The sequence below is a fragment of the Marinococcus tarijensis genome (assembly GCF_054971385.1).
In genome coordinates this window covers 140,097-158,311 of the sequence record NZ_JBQOJA010000005.1, presented here as the reverse complement: position 1 = coordinate 158,311, position 18,215 = coordinate 140,097, and the positions used below count along the sequence as shown (strand labels likewise).

At 49.7% G+C, this 18,215-nt stretch carries 24 protein-coding genes; 8 read left to right on the top strand and 16 right to left on the bottom strand.

Going from position 1 to position 18,215, the window contains the following annotated elements:
* Together ACTTK7_RS04665 and ACTTK7_RS04660 are read left to right on the top strand one after the other, a co-directional pair.
* On the top strand, positions 1-252 hold a 252-nt coding region (locus ACTTK7_RS04665), incomplete at its 5' end, for a transposase (RefSeq protein ID WP_462866204.1).
* 147 nt (positions 253-399) lie between these two features.
* Positions 400-1,266, top strand: coding sequence for an SDR family oxidoreductase (locus ACTTK7_RS04660; protein WP_462866202.1), 867 nt, complete (start codon positions 400-402; stop codon positions 1,264-1,266).
* A gap of 46 nt (positions 1,267-1,312) precedes the next feature.
* Here the strand turns inward: ACTTK7_RS04660 and ACTTK7_RS04655 are convergent, their stop codons facing one another.
* On the bottom strand, positions 1,313-2,377 hold the full coding sequence (locus ACTTK7_RS04655) for a sulfite oxidase (protein ID WP_462866200.1): 1,065 nt from the start codon (positions 2,375-2,377) through the stop codon (positions 1,313-1,315).
* Between the two features lie 17 nt (positions 2,378-2,394).
* Positions 2,395-3,264 carry an SMP-30/gluconolactonase/LRE family protein gene (locus tag ACTTK7_RS04650; protein WP_298787234.1) on the bottom strand — a complete coding sequence of 290 codons (870 nt, stop codon included), beginning with the start codon at positions 3,262-3,264 and terminating at the stop codon, positions 2,395-2,397.
* Between the two features lie 135 nt (positions 3,265-3,399).
* Here ACTTK7_RS04650 and ACTTK7_RS04645 point away from each other — a divergent pair, with 135 nt between their 5' ends.
* The 3 genes from ACTTK7_RS04645 to ACTTK7_RS04635 are packed head-to-tail and all read left to right on the top strand — an operon-like array spanning position 3,400 to position 5,432.
* Positions 3,400-3,840 (top strand): MarR family winged helix-turn-helix transcriptional regulator, encoded by a 441-nt coding sequence (locus tag ACTTK7_RS04645; RefSeq protein ID WP_462866198.1) that lies wholly within the window; start codon positions 3,400-3,402, stop codon positions 3,838-3,840.
* Positions 3,831-4,796: a ring-cleaving dioxygenase gene (locus tag ACTTK7_RS04640; RefSeq protein WP_298787238.1), complete on the top strand. Its 966-nt coding sequence runs from the start codon at positions 3,831-3,833 to the stop codon at positions 4,794-4,796. Before ACTTK7_RS04645 ends, ACTTK7_RS04640 begins: the two co-directional genes overlap by 10 nt.
* A 27-nt stretch (positions 4,797-4,823) precedes the next feature.
* Positions 4,824-5,432: an alpha/beta hydrolase gene (locus ACTTK7_RS04635; protein WP_462866196.1), complete on the top strand. Its 609-nt coding sequence runs from the start codon at positions 4,824-4,826 to the stop codon at positions 5,430-5,432.
* Between the two features lie 47 nt (positions 5,433-5,479).
* On the opposite strand, the gene ACTTK7_RS04630 is transcribed toward ACTTK7_RS04635, so the two are convergent.
* Positions 5,480-5,755: a GNAT family N-acetyltransferase gene (locus ACTTK7_RS04630; protein ID WP_022792514.1), complete on the bottom strand. Its 276-nt coding sequence runs from the start codon at positions 5,753-5,755 to the stop codon at positions 5,480-5,482.
* Positions 5,756-5,931: 176 nt separating this feature from the next.
* Between ACTTK7_RS04630 and rpsN the strand changes: the two genes are divergently transcribed.
* Positions 5,932-6,201, top strand: coding sequence for a 30S ribosomal protein S14 (gene rpsN / locus ACTTK7_RS04625; RefSeq protein WP_022792513.1), 270 nt, complete (start codon positions 5,932-5,934; stop codon positions 6,199-6,201).
* Between the two features lie 57 nt (positions 6,202-6,258).
* On the opposite strand, the gene ACTTK7_RS04620 is transcribed toward rpsN, so the two are convergent.
* Positions 6,259-6,870: a flavodoxin family protein gene (locus ACTTK7_RS04620; RefSeq protein ID WP_022792512.1), complete on the bottom strand. Its 612-nt coding sequence runs from the start codon at positions 6,868-6,870 to the stop codon at positions 6,259-6,261.
* Between the two features lie 146 nt (positions 6,871-7,016).
* On the opposite strand from ACTTK7_RS04620, the gene ACTTK7_RS04615 reads away from it, so the two are divergent.
* Positions 7,017-7,817 carry an SDR family NAD(P)-dependent oxidoreductase gene (locus ACTTK7_RS04615; protein WP_298787248.1) on the top strand — a complete coding sequence of 267 codons (801 nt, stop codon included), beginning with the start codon at positions 7,017-7,019 and terminating at the stop codon, positions 7,815-7,817.
* 82 nt (positions 7,818-7,899) lie between these two features.
* Here ACTTK7_RS04615 and qoxD read toward each other — a convergent pair whose 3' ends face one another.
* From qoxD to ACTTK7_RS04555, 12 genes are all read right to left on the bottom strand, one after another.
* Positions 7,900-8,271 (bottom strand): cytochrome aa3 quinol oxidase subunit IV, encoded by a 372-nt coding sequence (qoxD, locus tag ACTTK7_RS04610; RefSeq protein ID WP_298787250.1) that lies wholly within the window; start codon positions 8,269-8,271, stop codon positions 7,900-7,902.
* Positions 8,272-8,880 (bottom strand): cytochrome aa3 quinol oxidase subunit III, encoded by a 609-nt coding sequence (gene qoxC / locus ACTTK7_RS04605; protein WP_298787252.1) that lies wholly within the window; start codon positions 8,878-8,880, stop codon positions 8,272-8,274.
* Positions 8,877-10,766: a cytochrome aa3 quinol oxidase subunit I gene (gene qoxB, locus ACTTK7_RS04600; protein ID WP_462866211.1), complete on the bottom strand. Its 1,890-nt coding sequence runs from the start codon at positions 10,764-10,766 to the stop codon at positions 8,877-8,879. The genes qoxC and qoxB overlap by 4 nt, the downstream gene beginning before the upstream one ends.
* Positions 10,767-10,865: 99 nt before the next feature.
* Positions 10,866-11,804 carry a cytochrome aa3 quinol oxidase subunit II gene (gene qoxA / locus ACTTK7_RS04595; protein WP_298787257.1) on the bottom strand — a complete coding sequence of 313 codons (939 nt, stop codon included), beginning with the start codon at positions 11,802-11,804 and terminating at the stop codon, positions 10,866-10,868.
* Between the two features lie 444 nt (positions 11,805-12,248).
* Positions 12,249-12,965, bottom strand: coding sequence for a class I SAM-dependent methyltransferase (locus ACTTK7_RS04590; RefSeq protein WP_462866191.1), 717 nt, complete (start codon positions 12,963-12,965; stop codon positions 12,249-12,251).
* Between the two features lie 31 nt (positions 12,966-12,996).
* Positions 12,997-13,515 (bottom strand): MogA/MoaB family molybdenum cofactor biosynthesis protein, encoded by a 519-nt coding sequence (locus ACTTK7_RS04585; RefSeq protein ID WP_319632433.1) that lies wholly within the window; start codon positions 13,513-13,515, stop codon positions 12,997-12,999.
* Positions 13,516-13,583: 68 nt separating this feature from the next.
* Positions 13,584-14,594 (bottom strand): GTP 3',8-cyclase MoaA, encoded by a 1,011-nt coding sequence (moaA, locus tag ACTTK7_RS04580; RefSeq protein ID WP_319632434.1) that lies wholly within the window; start codon positions 14,592-14,594, stop codon positions 13,584-13,586.
* A 16-nt stretch (positions 14,595-14,610) separates the two neighbouring features.
* A complete protein-coding gene (locus ACTTK7_RS04575; protein WP_462866189.1) occupies positions 14,611-15,198 on the bottom strand; it encodes a molybdenum cofactor guanylyltransferase in 588 nt (195 codons plus the stop codon).
* 4 nt (positions 15,199-15,202) lie between these two features.
* Positions 15,203-15,436 carry a MoaD/ThiS family protein gene (locus tag ACTTK7_RS04570; protein WP_319632436.1) on the bottom strand — a complete coding sequence of 78 codons (234 nt, stop codon included), beginning with the start codon at positions 15,434-15,436 and terminating at the stop codon, positions 15,203-15,205.
* Positions 15,433-15,897 carry a molybdenum cofactor biosynthesis protein MoaE gene (locus ACTTK7_RS04565; RefSeq protein WP_462866187.1) on the bottom strand — a complete coding sequence of 155 codons (465 nt, stop codon included), beginning with the start codon at positions 15,895-15,897 and terminating at the stop codon, positions 15,433-15,435. Before ACTTK7_RS04565 ends, ACTTK7_RS04570 begins: the two co-directional genes overlap by 4 nt.
* A complete protein-coding gene (gene mobB, locus ACTTK7_RS04560) occupies positions 15,894-16,379 on the bottom strand; it encodes a molybdopterin-guanine dinucleotide biosynthesis protein B (RefSeq protein ID WP_462866185.1) in 486 nt (161 codons plus the stop codon). The genes ACTTK7_RS04565 and mobB overlap by 4 nt, the downstream gene beginning before the upstream one ends.
* On the bottom strand, positions 16,376-17,644 hold the full coding sequence (locus tag ACTTK7_RS04555) for a molybdopterin molybdotransferase MoeA (protein ID WP_462866183.1): 1,269 nt from the start codon (positions 17,642-17,644) through the stop codon (positions 16,376-16,378). The genes mobB and ACTTK7_RS04555 overlap by 4 nt, the downstream gene beginning before the upstream one ends.
* A gap of 80 nt (positions 17,645-17,724) precedes the next feature.
* On the opposite strand from ACTTK7_RS04555, the gene moaC reads away from it, so the two are divergent.
* On the top strand, positions 17,725-18,213 hold the full coding sequence (gene moaC / locus ACTTK7_RS04550; protein ID WP_298787275.1) for a cyclic pyranopterin monophosphate synthase MoaC: 489 nt from the start codon (positions 17,725-17,727) through the stop codon (positions 18,211-18,213).
* The last annotated feature ends 2 nt before the right edge of the window (positions 18,214-18,215 follow it).

Genomic DNA, 18,215 nt, shown 5'->3' with positions numbered 1-18,215 from the left:
GATCTGTACGCCTTCTACCGGCAGGTGGAAGCGAGCGGATGCCCGGACATGGCCCAGGCTGCCGCCACCGTTCGGCGATGGCAGACCGAAATCCTGAACAGTTTTACGTTCGATTACCATAATGGCACCGTGGAAGGACTGAACAATCAGACCAAGGTGATCAAACGGAACGCCTTCGGGTTCCAACGATATGATCGCCTGCGGGCCAAAGTGTTATTGCATCATCAATATAAATGGTCGCTCGCCGGATAATGGAGGGGGTCACCCCAACATTAGACATAGAACCTTTTTTTATCCCGTTTTCTATTGCTGCTTCTCCTATTGTACGTTTGTAATATGCATCCTGATGGTATAAATAACAATGTACGCATGATTTCAAAATGAGAAAGGATGTTACACATGGATCCTAGAGATATGCAGAACGGAAGTACGCCAAGACAGCGCCAGGACAAGCAGCCGGGCATTGAATCGAAGATGGAGCCGCTTCCGGCTCACCCTACCGATTATCAGGGCACCGGGAAGCTCAAGGGAAAAGCCGCGCTTATTACCGGCGGCGACAGCGGTATCGGACGCTCTGTCGCTCTTCTTTATGCCAAAGAGGGGGCCAATGTCGCCCTGTCCTACCTTGACGAGCATGACGATGCTGAAGAAACGAAGCGCATGGTGGAAGCAGAGGGAGGCAGATGTCTTCTGCTGCCGGGAGATATTAAAGAGGAAGCCCACTGTATCGACCTCGTGAAGCAGACGGCAGAGGAGTTTGGCGGATTAAACATTCTCGTTAACAACGCAGCCATCCAGCATATCCATGAAAATGTTGAGGATATTCCGTCCGACGAATTTGAGGACGTGTTCCGCACGAACTTTTTCTCGCAGTTTTATTTAACAAAAGCAGCAATGGGCTATTTATCCGAAGGTGACTCAATCATTTCCACCTCATCGATCAACGCCTTCCGCGGCAACCCGATTCTGATGGATTACTCCGCTACAAAAGGTGCGATCACCGCCTTTATGCGAAGCATTGCCCAGAGTCTCGCTTCAAAGGGCATCCGGGTAAACAGCGTCGCGCCGGGACCTGTATGGACGCCGCTGATTCCTTCTTCATTTAATGAAGACGGCGTGGAGGATTTCGGTCAGGATACGCTGATGAACCGTCCCGGTCAGCCATCAGAGCACGCATGGCCATACGTGATGCTCGCTTCTGATGAAGCCTCCTACATGACCGGACAAACGATTCATATCAACGGAGGCGCCTACACGTCTTCCTAACGTTTAAAAAGGCTTCGAATCCCGTTTTGGATTCGAAGCCTTCTTTTTACTTTAGCTTAACCTGAATCGTTTCAACCGCATTATAGCCATACCCCTTTTGGTTCCAAAAAGCCTGCATCGGCTGCTGGCGGCCGCCAGCATCACAGGCTCTGGCCATAATTGTGTATTCCCCGGCCTCAGCCTCCTTCCATTCATAGAACCATTTTGTCCATGTGTACGTCGTGTCGCTATGAGGTTCAAGCTGCGTTTCCTCCCATGTCTGTCCGCCATCTGTGCTTACTTCGACCAGCTCGGTGACACCCTCGCCCGACCACGCGATGCCCTCTATTATCTGCGTTCCTTCTTTTTTAATCTCCATGTCGGCAGGGGACTGGATAATACTGTTCACATTCATGGTCGTCACTGGAAAGGCTTCCTTCCGGCTGTTTTTATGCGGATAATAAACATAGTCAATCGCCTGAAAGGGACCTTCAAACATTTCTTTACTTACCGTGAGCCGCTCAATCCATTTCATGGAAGCCATTGCATACCACCCTGGTACGATTAACCGAAGCGGCGCTCCGTGTTTAAAAGAGAGAGGCCCGCCATTATATTCGTAGGCGATGATGGTATCCGGGTCCATCGCTTTTTCTATCGGCAGGCTCCGGACGTAGGCATAGACGTCCTTTTTATCGGGACGCTCTCCCGCGTCTCCTGCGGCAGTGATAACTTCCACGGCTGTTTCCTTATCCCATCCGGCTCTACCGAGCAGGGTTTTCAGCGGAACGCCCTTCCATTTCCCCTGGCTGATGGCTCCTTTTCCCCATGGCTCACCAAAGGCTTTGGGCTCAAATAAGCTTCTTTTATTACCTGCACACTCAAGCACTGTCTCTACTGTGCGCGCGGGCAGTGCCTGAATATCCTCGAGCGAAATAAACCCGGGGCTGTCAACGAGACCGTCAATCGTTAACCCTGCCGCCGGCTCCTCCGGGTAGGGAAAGTGATTGCGCCGGTAAAACATCGAAGAATGCACGTGTTCGTTTCCGATAAATGGAATGGCTGTCTCCTGGTTTTCCGGCTCCAGGCTTAACGTTTTTAGATACAATTCTTCCGGAGCTTTGTTTGAACGCATATTCTCTCCCTTCTTTTTCAGCCGCCAAACAAGTAGGTTGGCATGCCCGGCACGTCGGTACGGATATGAAACAGTCCGCCCGCATGCGGTTCCTTGCGAAGATCCTCCTCGGACAGTTCTCCCCTTGCTGTCGTAATGTACAGGTCCTTCAAATCCTCCCCGCCAAACACACAGGAGGTCGTTCTCTGCGCCGGAACGCTCACTGTTTCCAGGCGTTCGCTCGTCTCCGGATTCCAGCGCTCTACTTTTCCGAGTCGGTGCAAAGCGATCCAAAGCATGCCTTCCTGGTCCATGCACATTCCGTCCGGGGAGCCTTCCTGAAAGGTAATCGCTGTTCGTTTGCCAGTAATTTCCCCAGTATCAGCATTCAAGTCGTACGCCATGACTTTTTTAGTCGGGGTGTCGATGTAATACATCATACTTCCATCTTCGGTCCATGCCAGACCATTTGAAATGGTGACACTGTCAAAAACCGTATCCAGACTCATATCCTTATTCAGGCGGTATAAAGCCGCCTCCCCTGTGCCGCGCTCGACAGCCATCGTCCCAGCCCAAAAGCGCCCGGACGGATCACATTTACCGTCATTAAACCGATTTCCCGGCTTGTCTGCTTCCGGGTCTATAATGGCTTCCTTTTCCCCGGACACGAGATCGTAGGAATAGAAGCCATCTCTCAGTGCAAGCATCATTCCTCCCTTTTCCCTCGGTACCGCAGCACATACATGCTGATCGAGCTTACGTTCATAGTGCCGGCCTGAAGAAGGATGATATTCCATTAATTTAAATCCATCAATGTCCACCCAGTATAAAACACCGCGCTCGGCGTCCCAGCTTGGACCTTCCCCAAGCTCTGCTTTCTGATCTACCACAAGTGCTGCCTCTCTCATCCTTTTTCCTCCTCTTCGTTATTCTAATGTTCTTCTTCCCTATCCTGTCCATGTTTAATGCCGGGAAAAGCAATTTTCTTTACTTGTCATCAGTTTAAAGTTAAACTGATAGCAGTCATAAAGGAGCCAATGCGTATGAATAAAATCAGATTAGGCCTGCTGCTGTGGTTCCGGCTTTCGCGTGTATATGAACAGAACCTCAGCCGTTCAGCCGCTCATTTAAAGCAGACGGGACTCAGCCCACCGCAGTTTGACGTTCTTGCCCAGGTGCATGCTCACCAGCCAATTACCCAAAAACAGCTTGCCGGCAAGCTGTTTGTCACCAAGGGAAGCGTCTCTTATGTTTTGAAAAAGCTTGAAGAAGAAGGACTTGTCGCGCGCAGACAGACATGGAAGGAAAAGCATATATCCCTTACCCCGAAAGGACGGGACATCCTGGAAGCAGTCGCTCCCGGGCAGGAAAACTTTCAGGCCGCGCAGTTTGACGGGCTGACAGAGGCAGAAAAACGGGAGCTGCTCCGGCTGCTCCGCAAACTGCAAAAAACAACAGAACAGGAGGAATCATCATGCAGCTGAAAGGTATTCACCACGTATCTTCATTAACAGCAAACGCCCGCCGAAATGTCGATTTCTATACGAATGTTCTCGGCATGCGGCTCGTCAAAAAAACAGTCAACCAGGACGACACCTCTGTGTATCATTTATTTTACGGTGACGAACGGGGCAACCCCGGCACCGAAGTTACGTTTTTTGAAATCCCAATGGCCGCCTCCAACAAACGCGGCACCAACAGCATTACAAATGTTTCTCTCCGCGTGCCTGGAGACGACGCCCTCGAATACTGGAAACAACGATTTGAAGAGCATGCTGTACAGCACGGTGGTATTCAGAAACAGGCTGGACGGCTCGTGCTGCCGTTTGAAGACCCGGAGGGCCACCGGATGCAGTTTGTGTCTGATGAATACGACCAGGGCGTGGAACCCGGCGTCCCGTGGGAACTTTCAAACGCTTCTCCGGCAGACGGGGCCACTGGTCTCGGCCCTGTACGCCTAACCGTTAAAACGGCGGAGCCTACGGCCGCCGTACTGAAGGATATAATGGGTTTTTCCGAAATTCATTCCTATCCTCATCCCGACGATGCTGATCTGCCGGATATTCGTGTATTTGAAACAGGAAAAGGCGGGTCCGGTGCCGAAATTCATATAGAAACCCGCAATGACCTCCCGGCTGAGCGTCAGGGCCGGGGTGCTGTACACCATGTAGCCTTCCGGGTGGAGGACGCAGACGAACTGCAGCAATGGATTGAACGCATTAAAAACGCCCGGCTTCCGAACTCCGGATTCGTGGAACGCTATTATTTTCAATCGCTGTACTTTCGCGAGCCAAACGGCATTCTTTTCGAACTGGCCACTGACGGCCCGGGATTTGAAGGGGATGAACCGTTTGAACATTTGGGAGAGAGCCTTGCCCTCCCGCCTTTTCTCGAACCTCAGCGATCAGAAATCGAAGCACGTTTAAAGCCGCTTGATTAAGTAACTACGGGACGGAGGAGAGGTTTGATGAAGCATATATTTCAACCAGGCATCAGCAGCGCTCCAACGATTTTAATCCTGCACGGCACCGGGGGCACCGAAAAGGATTTCCTCGAAGCAGGGCAGCTGGTCGACCCGGGGGCAAATATTTTAAGTGTCCGCGGCAACGTTGTCGAAGACGGGATGCACCGTTATTTCGCCAGGCTCTCCGACGGATCAATTGACGAAAAGGACTTGATTTTCCGGACCCAGCAGCTTCATCAATTTCTCGAGGAAAGCGCAGGCCGCTACAATTTTAGCCTTCATAAAATCATCGTGTTCGGCTACTCCAACGGAGCCATCATGGGAGCGAGCCTGCTTTTTCATTATGCACGATCAGTCACCCGGGCTTTTCTCCACCATCCGATGGTGCCAAGACGGGACGTGCCTCTTCCGTCCCTCTCCGGCAGCAGCATTTTTATCGGCGCCGGTACAAACGATCCCATCTGTCTCCCGGAGGAGGCAGAAGCCCTTTACCATCTTTTTGAAGAAGCAGGAGCTTCCGTAGAATTGTACTGGGGGCATGAAGGCCACCAGATCACTCAAGAGGAATTAGAGGCTGGAGCCGTCTGGTATCAACGCGTCATACAGGGATAAGCCAAAAAATAAAAAAAATGCCCCCCGAACGGGAGGCAGTGCTGCTGTTACTGCGTTTCAAGCACCTGCTTGAAATCGTCATTCTCTTTGATTTTCTCTTCCGCATAAGGGCAGCGGGGAACGATCGTTTTGTTTTCCGCTTTTGCTTTTTCCACCACATTGCGGACCAATTCTTTACCTACGCCTTTTCCTTGCTCTTCATCGATTACTTTGGTACTATCGATAACAATGCTTTGTTCGCCCTCTTCAAAAAATGAAATGTCACCAATAACCTTGCCATCCTGTTCAGCGGTAAATCTGTTATCATAATGTTTTATTTCCATGAAAGAAACTCCCTTCTTTTAAACGTTGTTACTAAATAGTTCATTACCGTTTCCGGCGGATCATAAACATCGGAAACAATAAGAAGAAGCCTTTACACATACCGAGGCACCTGTTATGATGAAGTATGTGCTTAAAAATATGAATGCCACGAATATTATGAAAAGGAGTGAGAACTTTGGCTAAGCAATCTAAACTCGCAAAAGAGCGTAAGCGCGAAGAAACGGTAGCGAAATACGCTGAACTCCGCCGTGAGTTAAAAGAAAAAGGCGATTATGAGGCACTGCAGAAGCTTCCTCGTGACGCTTCTCCAACACGCCTTCACAATAGATGTTCGATTTCCGGTCGTCCACACGGCTATATGCGTAAATTCGGCATGTCCCGTATCGCGTTCCGCGATCTGGCCCACAAAGGTCAGGTACCAGGCGTGAAAAAAGCAAGCTGGTAAGCCGTTCTTACTAAAAAAAGCAGCCAACCGGCTGCTTTTTTTGTATGCTTTTATCCATTACGTATTGCCTTTAGTCGGAATCGGATTTTCTTTTAAAATGGTGCCTACATGAAGCATGTTGTACGCCAGTTTAGGAATATGCTTTTGGACAAATTCGCTTTTAATGCCTTCTGCTTCAATAAACGAAGGCCCCGGTCCGGCTTCACCGACCCAGTAGCAGTTGGGGCGCGGCGGCAGCGTAAAGCCTAAATGAGAGAGACCAAATACAATCGACTGAATGGCGTGTTTCGCTCCGTCCTCGTTGCCTGTGGCTACTACTCCGGCTACTTTGTCATAATAAATGCCCTGTCCTTTTTCATTTGTATGGCTGGCTGAGCCGTTCAGCCGTTCTATTGCTTTAGTAATCATGCTGCTTTTTTCTCCAAGCCATACTGGCGTGCCGAGCAACACCATTTCTGCTTCTTCAATTTTTGCCTGGATAGCCGGCCAGTCATCCCCTTCTCCAAGATCATCTGCGACTCCGTACGGGATATTGTAATCTGCCAAACGGATTTTCTCCACCTGCACTCCTTCCTCTTCCCAAATCTGCATGACTTCATCCGCTAACGCATCTGTATTCGACGTATGAGAAGAATCTTTTAACGATCCGTTTAAAAATACTGCTTTCATATTTTCACCTCTTTTAATAGTAACTGCTTCTCTATGTACCCTGTATTTTTCCGATATAATCTTCCTTCATACATACTATACACCGTTTGCCACCTCCCCCCTCCGGGTAAATAAAAACAGACTATTTTAATATGGGGGAATACATAATGATGCCTTTCGCTGAGAACGCATTGAAAAATGAACATGCCCTTGTCACAGGAAGCACCCGAGGCATCGGAAGAGAAACGGCTGTCACGCTTGCCTGTATGGGCGCGGATGTGACAGTTACCGGCCGGAACAAAGACAAACTCGAAGAAACCAAACAGTTCATACTCGATGCCCGGCCACAGGCCCGCGTGTCTGTATGCCCGGCAGACATTACGGATGCACCGGCGCGCAGTGAGCTTGTAAAAGCAGCTGAAGGAGCGAATGGACCGTTGACTCTTCTCGTGAATTCAGCAGGCGTGCTGAAACGAAAATTTGTGGAAGAGCTTGAAGAATCGGATCTTGAGGAAATGATGGAGGTAAACTATACGTCTACCGTGCTGTTAACACAGCTTGTGTATAAGCGTATGCGGGAGCAGAAGAAGGGAGCGATCGTGAACGTTTCTTCCCTTTCGGGCCTGCGCGGCACCCCGGGAAACAGCGCTTATTCCGCTTCCAAGTTTGCAATCACCGGCTTCACCCAGTCTCTTGCGCTTGAAGCCATTGAATACGGCATCCGGGTGAATGTCGTCTGTCCCGGCTATGTGCAGACGGAAATGGCGGAGCAGCTCATGCAGACAAAGGCTGATGAAACCGGCCAAAGCCTCGAGGAACAAATGCAGGTATCCTCCGATGGCCTTCCGTCCCGGCGGATGACCCAGCCGGAGGAAGTAGCCAACACCATCGCCTACCTGTTAACAGACGCTGCCTCCAACATCGTTGGAGAAGCCGTAAAAATCTCCGGCGGGAGCGTTGTACACTAAACGTTTGTGGTTTTCTATGCCACAGGCCCTGTTTATAAACGAAAAACGCCTGCCCCCTGAGCTTGGGGCAGGCGTTTATTATTTAATCCTCTGAATGATCCATCTCTTCTGAACCGCCGCCGGATCCGCCGCCGCTGTCCATATCCATGTCGCTCATACCAAAAGACATTACCCAGATGGAACCTGCGATGACTACCGCTGCGATGAAAAATCCAAACAGGATATTTCCGTACTGCGGTATAGGGTTTTTCTCGGCAATGTGCATGAACATGACGAGCTGAAGCACCGCCTGGATTACTGCGAGTATCATAATGATGGCAATAATCCATGGCACTGGAAGTCCGGACATGACAGTTGTATAAGCAGCAACCAATGTCAAAACAATTGAAGCAATAAAGCCAATTACGTGTTTGACGGGGATGCCTGACTCACTGTGTTCTGTGTGTTCACTCATTTAAACCACCATCCCTATCAGATAGACAGCTGTAAAGATGAAAATCCATACAACGTCCAAAAAGTGCCAGTACAAGCCAAGTACAAACGTTTTTCTGGCTGTTGTCGGTGTTAAACCGAAGCGTATTAATTGAATAATAATCGCCGTACACCAGAAGACACCGAGCGTTACGTGGAGTCCGTGTGTACCAGTTAAGGTAAAGAATGCCGACCAGAAGGCACTCGATTGGATTGTGGCGCCTTCATGCACATAATGTACAAACTCATAAATTTCAAAACCAAGAAATCCAAGACCTAAAGCCAATGTAATACAAAGCCAGATAAGCAGACCTTTCAATGACTCTTTTCTCATCATGTGAATGGCTATCCCACACGTGAAACTACTTGTTAAAAGAAGAAACGTCATCGTAAGCGCCATCGGCATTTCGAACAGCTCGTGCGCCGGAGTAGCTTCGCCGTAGCGGCCGAAAAGCACAGCATACGTAGCGAAAAGTGTGGAGAAGAGCACCACCTCGGCTGCGAGAAAGATCCAGAAGCCAAGAATGGTAAGCGTGTCTTCTTCTTTACGATACTCGAGCGGCCCCGTTTTTAATTCTGCGTGTTCACTCATTCTTTACGCCCCCTTGCCTGCTCCTCAGTACGTTTAATTTCCTCAATAGGGACGTGATACCCTTCATCATAGTCGAAAGAGCGGATAACCATACATATAATAACTCCAACCAGTGCAGGGATCGCAAGCCAGAACCAGTGCCATACAAGACCAAAGCTTGCGATGAACATAATCGCAGACATAATGATCGGCAGCCCTTTATAGCTCGGCATGTGAATCGGCTCGAGCTTGGATTCATCGTACGTTGTAGCACCTGTTTCCTTCATGTCCCAGTACGCTTCTTGACTGTTCACATAAGGCACGGTCGCGAAGTTGTAGTGCGGTACAGGCGTTGTGGTTGCCCACTCGAGTGAGCGGCCGTCCCAGGCGTCCCCTGTTTTTTCCCGCGGCTCGTAGCGGGCACTATAATAAATATTAAACGTAAATATTACAAACCCTATGGCGAAAATGAAAGCGCCGGTAGTAGACAGCAGGTTAAGCGGCATCCATTCCGGTTCAATTGTGTACGTCCGGCGCGGCATTCCCATAAGCCCGAGGAAAAACTGAGGAAAGAATGTAACGTTAAAACCAATTACTGTAAACCAAAAGCTGATTTTCCCTATTTTTTCATTCATTTTGTGGCCGAACATTTTTGGGTACCAGTACGTAAACCCTGCAAACATTCCAAACAATGTCCCGGCAATCAGCACATAGTGGAAGTGGGCAACCAGGAAGTACGTGTTGTGATACTGGTAGTCCGCAGAAGCCATACCGAGCATTACCCCAGTAACACCGCCAATAGTAAAGTTTGGTATAAAGGCAAGCGCCCACAGCATCGGCACATTAAATCTAATCCTGCCTTTATACAACGTTCCAAGCCAGTTGAATATCTTAATCCCGGTCGGAACAGCAATCAGCATCGTCGTAATCGAGAAGAGCGAGTTCACAAATGCTCCGGCCCCCATCGTAAAGAAGTGGTGCACCCAGACGATAAAGCTCAGTCCCGCGATAATGCACATGGCATAAACCATTGCTTTATAGCCAAACAATTGTTTCCTGGCAAACGTTGAGATAACTTCGGAGAAGATCCCGAACGCAGGCAAAATAACGATATACACTTCCGGATGGCCCCACATCCAGAATAAATTGGCCCACATCATCGGCATGCCTTCACCAGCAAGAGTAAAGAAGTGAGTGCCAAAAATACGATCCAATGTCATTAATGCCAAAGCGACTGTCAAAATTGGAAAGGCAAAGACAATAATAATGGATGTAACCAATGCTGACCATGTAAAGATAGGCATCTTCATCAGAGTCATGCCCGGAGCACGCATACGAAGGATGGTCACCAGGAAGTTAATTCCTGTGGCAAGCGTACCGATACCAGACAGCTGCAGTGCTAATAAATAGTAGTTCTGATTTATCTCCGGACTAAGCTCCGGCCCAGCCATCGGAACATAGCTGGTCCACCCGGCGCTTGGAGAGCCGCCAATTACGAAGGATATGTTAAACAGCATCGCGCCGAAGAAAAATGTCCAGAAGCTGAATGCATTTAGAAATGGAAAAGCTACGTCCCGGGCGCCTATTTGAAGCGGGACTGCCACATTTATCAAGCCGATAATAAACGGCATCGCCATGAAAAGAATCATGACTGTTCCGTGCGTCGTGAAAATTTCATTATAGTGCACGGAATTCAGGAAGTTCATATTGGGAAGCGCAAGCTGCGTTCTCATCATTAGGGCGTCCACGCCACCGCGGAACAGCATAGCAAGCGCTGCTACAATATACATAATACCAATTTTCTTGTGGTCCACCGTTGTCAGATATTCATCCCACAGCCATTTCCATAATTTGAAATATGTCAGGATAAACACAATTCCTACTGTAGCGAGAACGATGGAGGCCATCGCTCCGTAAATAATAGGTTCTCCGGTGACAAGAAAGTCATTCCATATAAAATCCCACAAAGGATGTCACCCGCTTTCTGTTTTTGTAAATATCGTCAGTCACTCCTGCTCCCAGGGACCGCCTTCGCCGCCTTCAAGGTGAAGCTGTTCTCCAAGCTCGCCGCTGTAGAGATCAGTAATATAGCTTTGGCCTGAATTCACACCAAAGTTTACGTACTCCAAATGCGTGCTCGAGTATTCCGCTTCCTGTGCAAGCCCGGGCTCAAGATATTTATTAAATCGTTCTTCCGTCAGTTCAGGGGCGTTGTTTTGAACACCGCTCACCCACTGATTGAACTCTTCTTCGCTTTCAGAAGTTACGGTGAACGTGTGCTCTGCAAACCCGGAACCGTTATAGTTCGCGTTACGGCCTGCAAATTCCCCTTCTTCATCTGCCTGCAGGTACAGCGTATTCTGCATGCCGGCCATGTTATATTTCTGCCCGCCAAGCGCTGGTATCCAAAGCGCTGTCATCGAATCCGCAGATGCCAGTTTAAATTCGATCGGGCGGTTCTCTGGTATGTGTAAGTAGTTAACCGTTTCAATGTTCTGCTCCGGATAACTGAAATACCATTTCCAGTTGGATGTATCGGCATATATTACTAACGGCTCTTGATTTTCTGTCCCTTCGGGCGCTTCCTCCAACGCATATATGGAGGTCACTGTAGGTACTGAAAGAGCTGTTACAATAATAAACGGAATAACCGTCCAAATTATCTCGAGCGTGGTGTTTCCGTGCTGGTGAGGGTCATAGTCCTTGTCTGTCCAGTTCGGGCGTTCCCTAAACCGGATAATCATGTAGAAAAATAGCACAAAAACAACAATGACAATGACGGACATCAGTGTAATAGAAAAAATAATGAGTTCCTGCTGGGTTCTGGCCACCGGCCCTTTAGGATCCAAAACTGTAATACCGCTGCAGCCGCTGGCGACGAGCAGCAAAGCAAACAACCCTGGTACCATAAACAGTCGTTTGAACCAGGAAACTAAGTTTTTCAAGCGCTTCACGCTCCTTCCTTTTTATTACCGACTTCTGTGATGAATAACCCCTCTCTCCATCAGCCACGGTTCATCCCGTTCATATGCAGAGCGCACCATTATCGTAGCAAATTTTTATGCCTCTCGTCATTTTTTCTCCGGCAAAATTTCAAAATTGACGATTTTTAAACACAAATATGTCATAAAACGTTCACTTCTATGCGCCTGTTGCTTAGAACCTTTATCATCGTATCCTAACGCCTGCCAATTTTCAACCTGCGAAAGACGGTTTTGGGACGATTTCACTCAAGTCCCGAAGCGATTTCACATCTTATTCTTCGGTTCCATATGAACCCGGGAATTCTTTTCCGGCTCTATACTGAAACAGGTACTCCATATACTTTTCGTTCCAGCCGCTTTCATTCGTTAAGCCTGCGATGCAGCAGACATAAAAAGAACGAACCGTCAGACCCGTTCTTTTACTGCTTCAAGCAGCAGCATGTTTGAATTAATAAGCACCTTTCGTTCCTCCCGGTAGGTCGTAAACGACTGCGCTTCGCTCTCAAGTTTATGAACCGTCCAGTCTGCGTACTGCCGGGAAAGCTGTTGAATAATATCGCCTGTATCAAAATTCACTTCCATTTTTGCCGGAAGTTCTTCCTTCGTTTCAGTATCTGTTTCATGGATACCAGTGTTTATTAAGAACGCATGCACACCGCCCTCAGCTGTGCCTTTCTGAAGTTTATCAATCAGCCTCCAAAAGGTTTTTTCATCAGGCACGTGTTCAATGCTTGATACTGCGATAATGCCATCAAAATACGCTTCTTCCGGTGTGTAGTCTTCTATTGCTTTTTTTACCGGTTTAATTTCCTGATCCACGCCGTATTCCCTGGCGTAATCCTTTAACTGGCTGATGGCTTCATCTAAAAAATCCACGCACGTAACTTCACAGCCTTCCTCCTGAAACTGCCTGGCGGCCGGTATGCTGTTACGGCCGATGCCGCAGCCAAGGTCAAGCAGTCGGACGTCTCCCCCTTTGCGAATTCGGTCGAGGGCACTGATAATACGGGAGGCTGGCTTTTTCATCCAGGTGCCTTTTTCAAATAAGTCGTGCTGCTTATAGTACTGGCGGTGATATTCCTTTTCCGAAGCCCGGATTTCCTCTAAACTTGGCTCTTTCATACACAAGCACCCCTTTTATTTTTCATTTCCCTTACAAATCCCGCTGCTTTGTAGCCTCCCACACTACGTGAGGAAGCTCAGGGATAATCAGCTTTTCCATCGCAAGCTTTACAGCGCCCGAGGACCCCGGCATCGTAAACACCGGCTTGTGATCGATAATGCCGGCCGCAGCTCTTGATAAAATCGCCGAAGAACCGATATCTTCCACATAGCTCAGGTAGCGGAACAGCTCGCCAAACCCAACAATTGCTTTATCAAACCTGGGCTCTACGGTTTCGATGGTAATGTCCCGGTCGGCGATTCCCGTCCCGCCGTTGATCAGCACCGCTTCCGCCTCCGGATGAATGAGCGCTTCATTCAAACAATTGGTGATCGATGCCTGTTCATCTGTAACTATCGAATAAAAACAAACCTCGTGGCCGTGGGATTCGAGCAGCTCATGAATGCGGCGGCCGCTTTTATCCGTTTCTTCCGTTCTTGTATCGCTCACAGTAATAACAGCGCATTGAATCTTTTTCTCCGCCTGCTCCTTATGTTCTTCTGTCGCCATCAAAGTCCCCTCCTTTGTTTTTCTCTTTAAAAAAAGAAGCCTTTTTCAGGCTTCCTCTTTGGTTTCTATTATCCCCCAATATAGGACATTTCAATCCGCTTACGGTTGCGCGCCGTTTCTTCGGTCCGCTCTTCCGAGTAACGGTCGGTCCGTCTGCCCCATATGCCGGCAATGCTATTAAATATCGTTTCATCTGAGTCCCCGGAACGGAGCTGGTTTCGTAAATCATACCCTTCGGTGGCAAACAGGCACGTAAACAGCTTGCCGTCCGCAGAGATCCTGGCCCGTGTGCATGTAGAGCAGAACGACTCCGTGACAGACGAAATGACGCCGACTTCGCCGCTTCCGTCCTTATAACGGTAGCGGTCAGCCACTTCACCGTAATAGCCCGGATCCACGGGCTCAATCGGAAACGTCTGGTGAATCGTGTCGATAATATCCTTTTTCGTCACTACCGACCCAAAGTTCCACCCGTTGGTGCTTCCCACGTCCATAAACTCGATAAAGCGCAGGTTGACGCCGCGCTGTTTAAAATACATAGCCATTGGAAGAATCTGTTCCTCATTCATTCCTTTTTTGACTACGGTATTCACCTTTACGGTAAGGCCTGCTTTTTTTGCCGCTTCGATGCCTTTTAGTACAGGCTTCGAGCCGGTTTTTCTGCCGTTAATGCTTGCGAACACTTCATCATCGAGCGCATCGAGGCTGATGTTCACCCGCTGCAGCCCGGCAGCCTTTAATTTTTCAGCCTGGGCGGGCAGCATTACGCCATTTGTTGTCAGAGCGATATCCTTAATGCCTTCGATTTCCGTCAGACGGCGGATCAGCTCCGGCATATTTTTACGAAGCAGTGGTTCCCCTCCGGTCAAACGGAGCTTTTCCACACCAAGACCGGCAAACAGGCTCGACACCCGGACGATTTCATCAAAGGAGAGCCGCTCGTCCTGGCCCATAAATTCAAAATCCGGGCCGAAAATTTCTGCCGGCATGCAGTAGGTACACCGGAAGTTGCATTGATCTATCACGGAAATACGCAGGTCACGAAGGGGACGGTTTAACTGGTCAGTTACATTGGTCATCGTATTCCCCCTCTCTCTATTTTACCTTTCTGTTTAACTCTTCAAGCTGCTGGGCCGTATTAATATTTTCAAATGCTTCGGGACGCCAGTACGCCTGATTGACATCCACAACTCTTTCATTGCCGCTGAATACGTTTTTCATGCGATAATCTCCGGCTTCAAGCTGGGCTTCTGCCCTTGAAAGCAGATCAGCGCGGAACCATCCACACGCAGGTGCCAGTCTCCCCCCGATTTCCGGGATGACCGCATCTGTTTCCGGCGTAATATAAGAAGCCAGAAAGCGTACCTCTTCCGCAGTGATAAGCGGCATATCCACCGGAAGCATAAACACCCACTCTTCCTTCGTGTAAGAAAGGCCGGTGAAAAGGCCGGCCAGCGGTCCCTTTTCTTTATGAGGCGGAAGGTCTTCCTTGATCTTCACCTGCTCCCCGGCTTTAATTCTCCCGGCAAACGACGGATGAGAAATCAGCCAGATGGTTTTCACTTCACTCTGAAGAGCCTGTATGGCCCGTTCATAAAAATAGCTTTCTTTCCAGACAGCAAAGGCCTTCGGAGAACCAAACCTCTCCGACATGCCTCCGGTAAGAATGATTCCATCTGCCACGGTGTTATCCCCCGCTGACCGGTGGAATCAGGGCTACGGTGTCTCCCTGGCTGACCGGCGTGCTTTCTTCAGCAAACTCTTCATTAACGGCGGTCATAACGTCACTTATATCAGCATCATACGTGGATTTCAGATGCTCAAGTACATCCTTCACAGTAGCTATATCGCCACTGTTAATGGTAAGCCTTTCGCCGCCAAAAATATCTTTCATGTGGGCAAAGCATAACACATTAATCATTTGTTTCCACCTCCTGGGGATCCGTCCGGGTACCGCGTTTGTTCAAGCTGATCTCCCACCCACTGCTCGCCGTCTTCCCAGTGTTCCTTTTTCCAGATTGGCACAATCTGTTTGATGCGCTCAATAATATATTCATTCGCTTCATAGGCGTCCTTACGGTGGGGCGTCGAAACAGCGATGACGACTGCCGCATCGGAAATCTGCAGTTCACCGGTGCGGTGACCCACAGCTGATTCAGCATCCGGCCAGCGTTCCTTCACTTCCCGGCCGATCGCCTCGAGCTGCTTTTCCGCCATCGAATGGTACGCCTCGTATTCCAGATAGACCGTCCGCCGGCCTTTGGTAAACTCCCGGACCGTACCGATAAACTGCACCACGGCGCCTGCTTCCGGGCGAGTCACCTCAGCAGCAAGCTCTTTCACAGACAGCGGTTCTGATGTCACGAAAAATCGTTTCTTCATAGTATACTCCTCATATATTGTTCAAACCATGCATCTGCTTTGTCAGTGTCCTGAAAATGATTCACTTTTTCTCCAGGGCCAAATGCTGTTTGAATGTTATCAAGATCCTCAAGGGATACTTTATCATCTGTGCTTCGAAGCAAAAGCACTTTTGGGTGCGGTGCTTTTTTGTATCCTTCTATAAGAATAACATCAAGCGGCAGCTGTTGATAAATATTCAGCAGCGTAGAAAGATCCGGTGCTTCCATATCTGCGAGGAACTGAAAGACCCCGGCGCCTTCCACACCGGAAACTACGGCTCCAGCCTTCTTCAGCTCCAGGCTGTCGACTCCCTCCGGCTGAAGCGGCACGCTCTGGTGGCCGTGATGCTTTAATACACCCACCCTCCAGCCGTTTGCTTTACCAAGCGCCGTCCAGCGTTTAAGCAGGGTCGTTTTTCCACTTTCTTTGAATCCCGTTACCTGCAGTACCGGAATGGTCATGCGAGCGGCTCCTTCTGGCCCTCGTTATCTTCAAGCAGCATCACGTCGACCACGTCTCCCTGCTGATACCCGCGGCTTCCCCCGGGGAGAACGATACACGCATTGGCCCCGGCGAGGGAGGTCACTGCACTCGATTTATTAAACCCGCCCGGCTCTGCATATAAACGATCGCCTTCTGCGCGCCAGCTGCCGCGGACAAAACGGGTAAATGGGTTCGGCTTGGAGAAATCCGCTGCGAGCTCCGCCTTTACCATCGTATGGTGCGGATGCGAAGAATGCATCACGGCCTGAACCACCGGCCGCACGAAAAGCTCAAAGCCCATGTAGCAGGCGGAAGGATTCCCTGAAAGACCAAACAGCAGCGTACCTTCCCAGCTGGCAACGGTCGTTACGCTGCCGGGGCGCATGGCTACTTTATTAAAGAATACGTCCGCCCCGAGACGTTCATAAACGTCCGGTAGCAGATCATAGTCCCCGACCGACACCCCGCCGGTAGTAATGACCATATCCGTTTCCTCCGCCGCCTGGCGCACTGCCCTGTAGCACGGTTCGAGTTCGTCCTTCAGCTTGCCGTAGTATACAGGCTCCGCGCCGGCCCGCTGCAGCTGGGCAATCATCATGTAGGCATTGCTGTTTCGTATTTTGCCCGGCTCGAGCTCATCGGAAACGTCAAGCAGCTCCGTGCCTGTCGCAAACACGCCGACGACCGGCTTTTTAGCCACCTTCACCGTGGCGTAGCCAAATGTCGCAAGCAGGGCCGTGACGCCGGGATCAATCCATGTGCCCGCCGGAACGAGCTCGGTGCCCGCCTCCGTATCCTCTCCTTCAAAGGAGATGTTTTGGTCTTTTTCAAACTCGCGCTTAATCGTCATAAGCGGGTACGTGCCGTCATGCCCTTCCTGGGCAAGCTCAAGCATCACAACGGCATCACACTGCTCTGGAATTTTCGCCCCGGTCATGATGCGTACTGCCTGAAAAGGCCCGAGTTCTTTTTCTGACACAAAACCGGCGCCGATCTCCTCGACTACCTGGAAGGTCACCGGCTGCTCCCGGGATGCTCCCCGGGAATCCGCCGAACGAATCGCAAACCCGTCATAGGGGGAACGGTCAAACGGCGGGACCGGATGAGCGGCCGTGATCGTCTCGGCCAGCCGGCGGCCGTAGGATTCCTGGATGGAAACCTCTTCCACGCCGCCTTCTTTGACATTCTCCATTACGCGCTCAATTGCTTCTTTTACCGGTACAGGCGTACGTTTTTCAACCATATTGATGCTCCTTTGTTATATTTGAATGTATGTATCCGTGCTATAATCGGTCAATACTATATCCAGGAGGGACTTTTACCATGTCAGAATTTACGCACTTTAACGAACAGGGCCGGGCCAGAATGGTGGACGTTTCCGATAAGCCGGTGACGAGCAGAAGCGCTCTGGCCGGTTCAAGCATCCGTGTGCCCGAAGAAGTGTACCTGGCGGTTACGCAGGGAGATATTAAAAAAGGCGATGTGCTCGCCGTCGCCCAAATCGCAGGAATTACCGGTGCCAAACAGACATCCACCCTCATACCAATGTGCCACCCGCTCCCTTTAAGTAACGTGGACATCAGCTTTTACTGGAAAACAGAAGAAGCCTATGAACTGTTTATTGAAGCCTTTGTTAAAACGAAGGGAAGCACAGGGGTGGAAATGGAAGCATTAACCGCAGCATCCGCCGCTGCTTTAACCGTGTATGATATGTGCAAAGCGCTCGATAAAGGGATGGTCATCGGCCCGACATACCTGCTTGAAAAAACCGGAGGCAAAAGCGGTGACTTTCAACGGAAAACGAGTGATTAGTA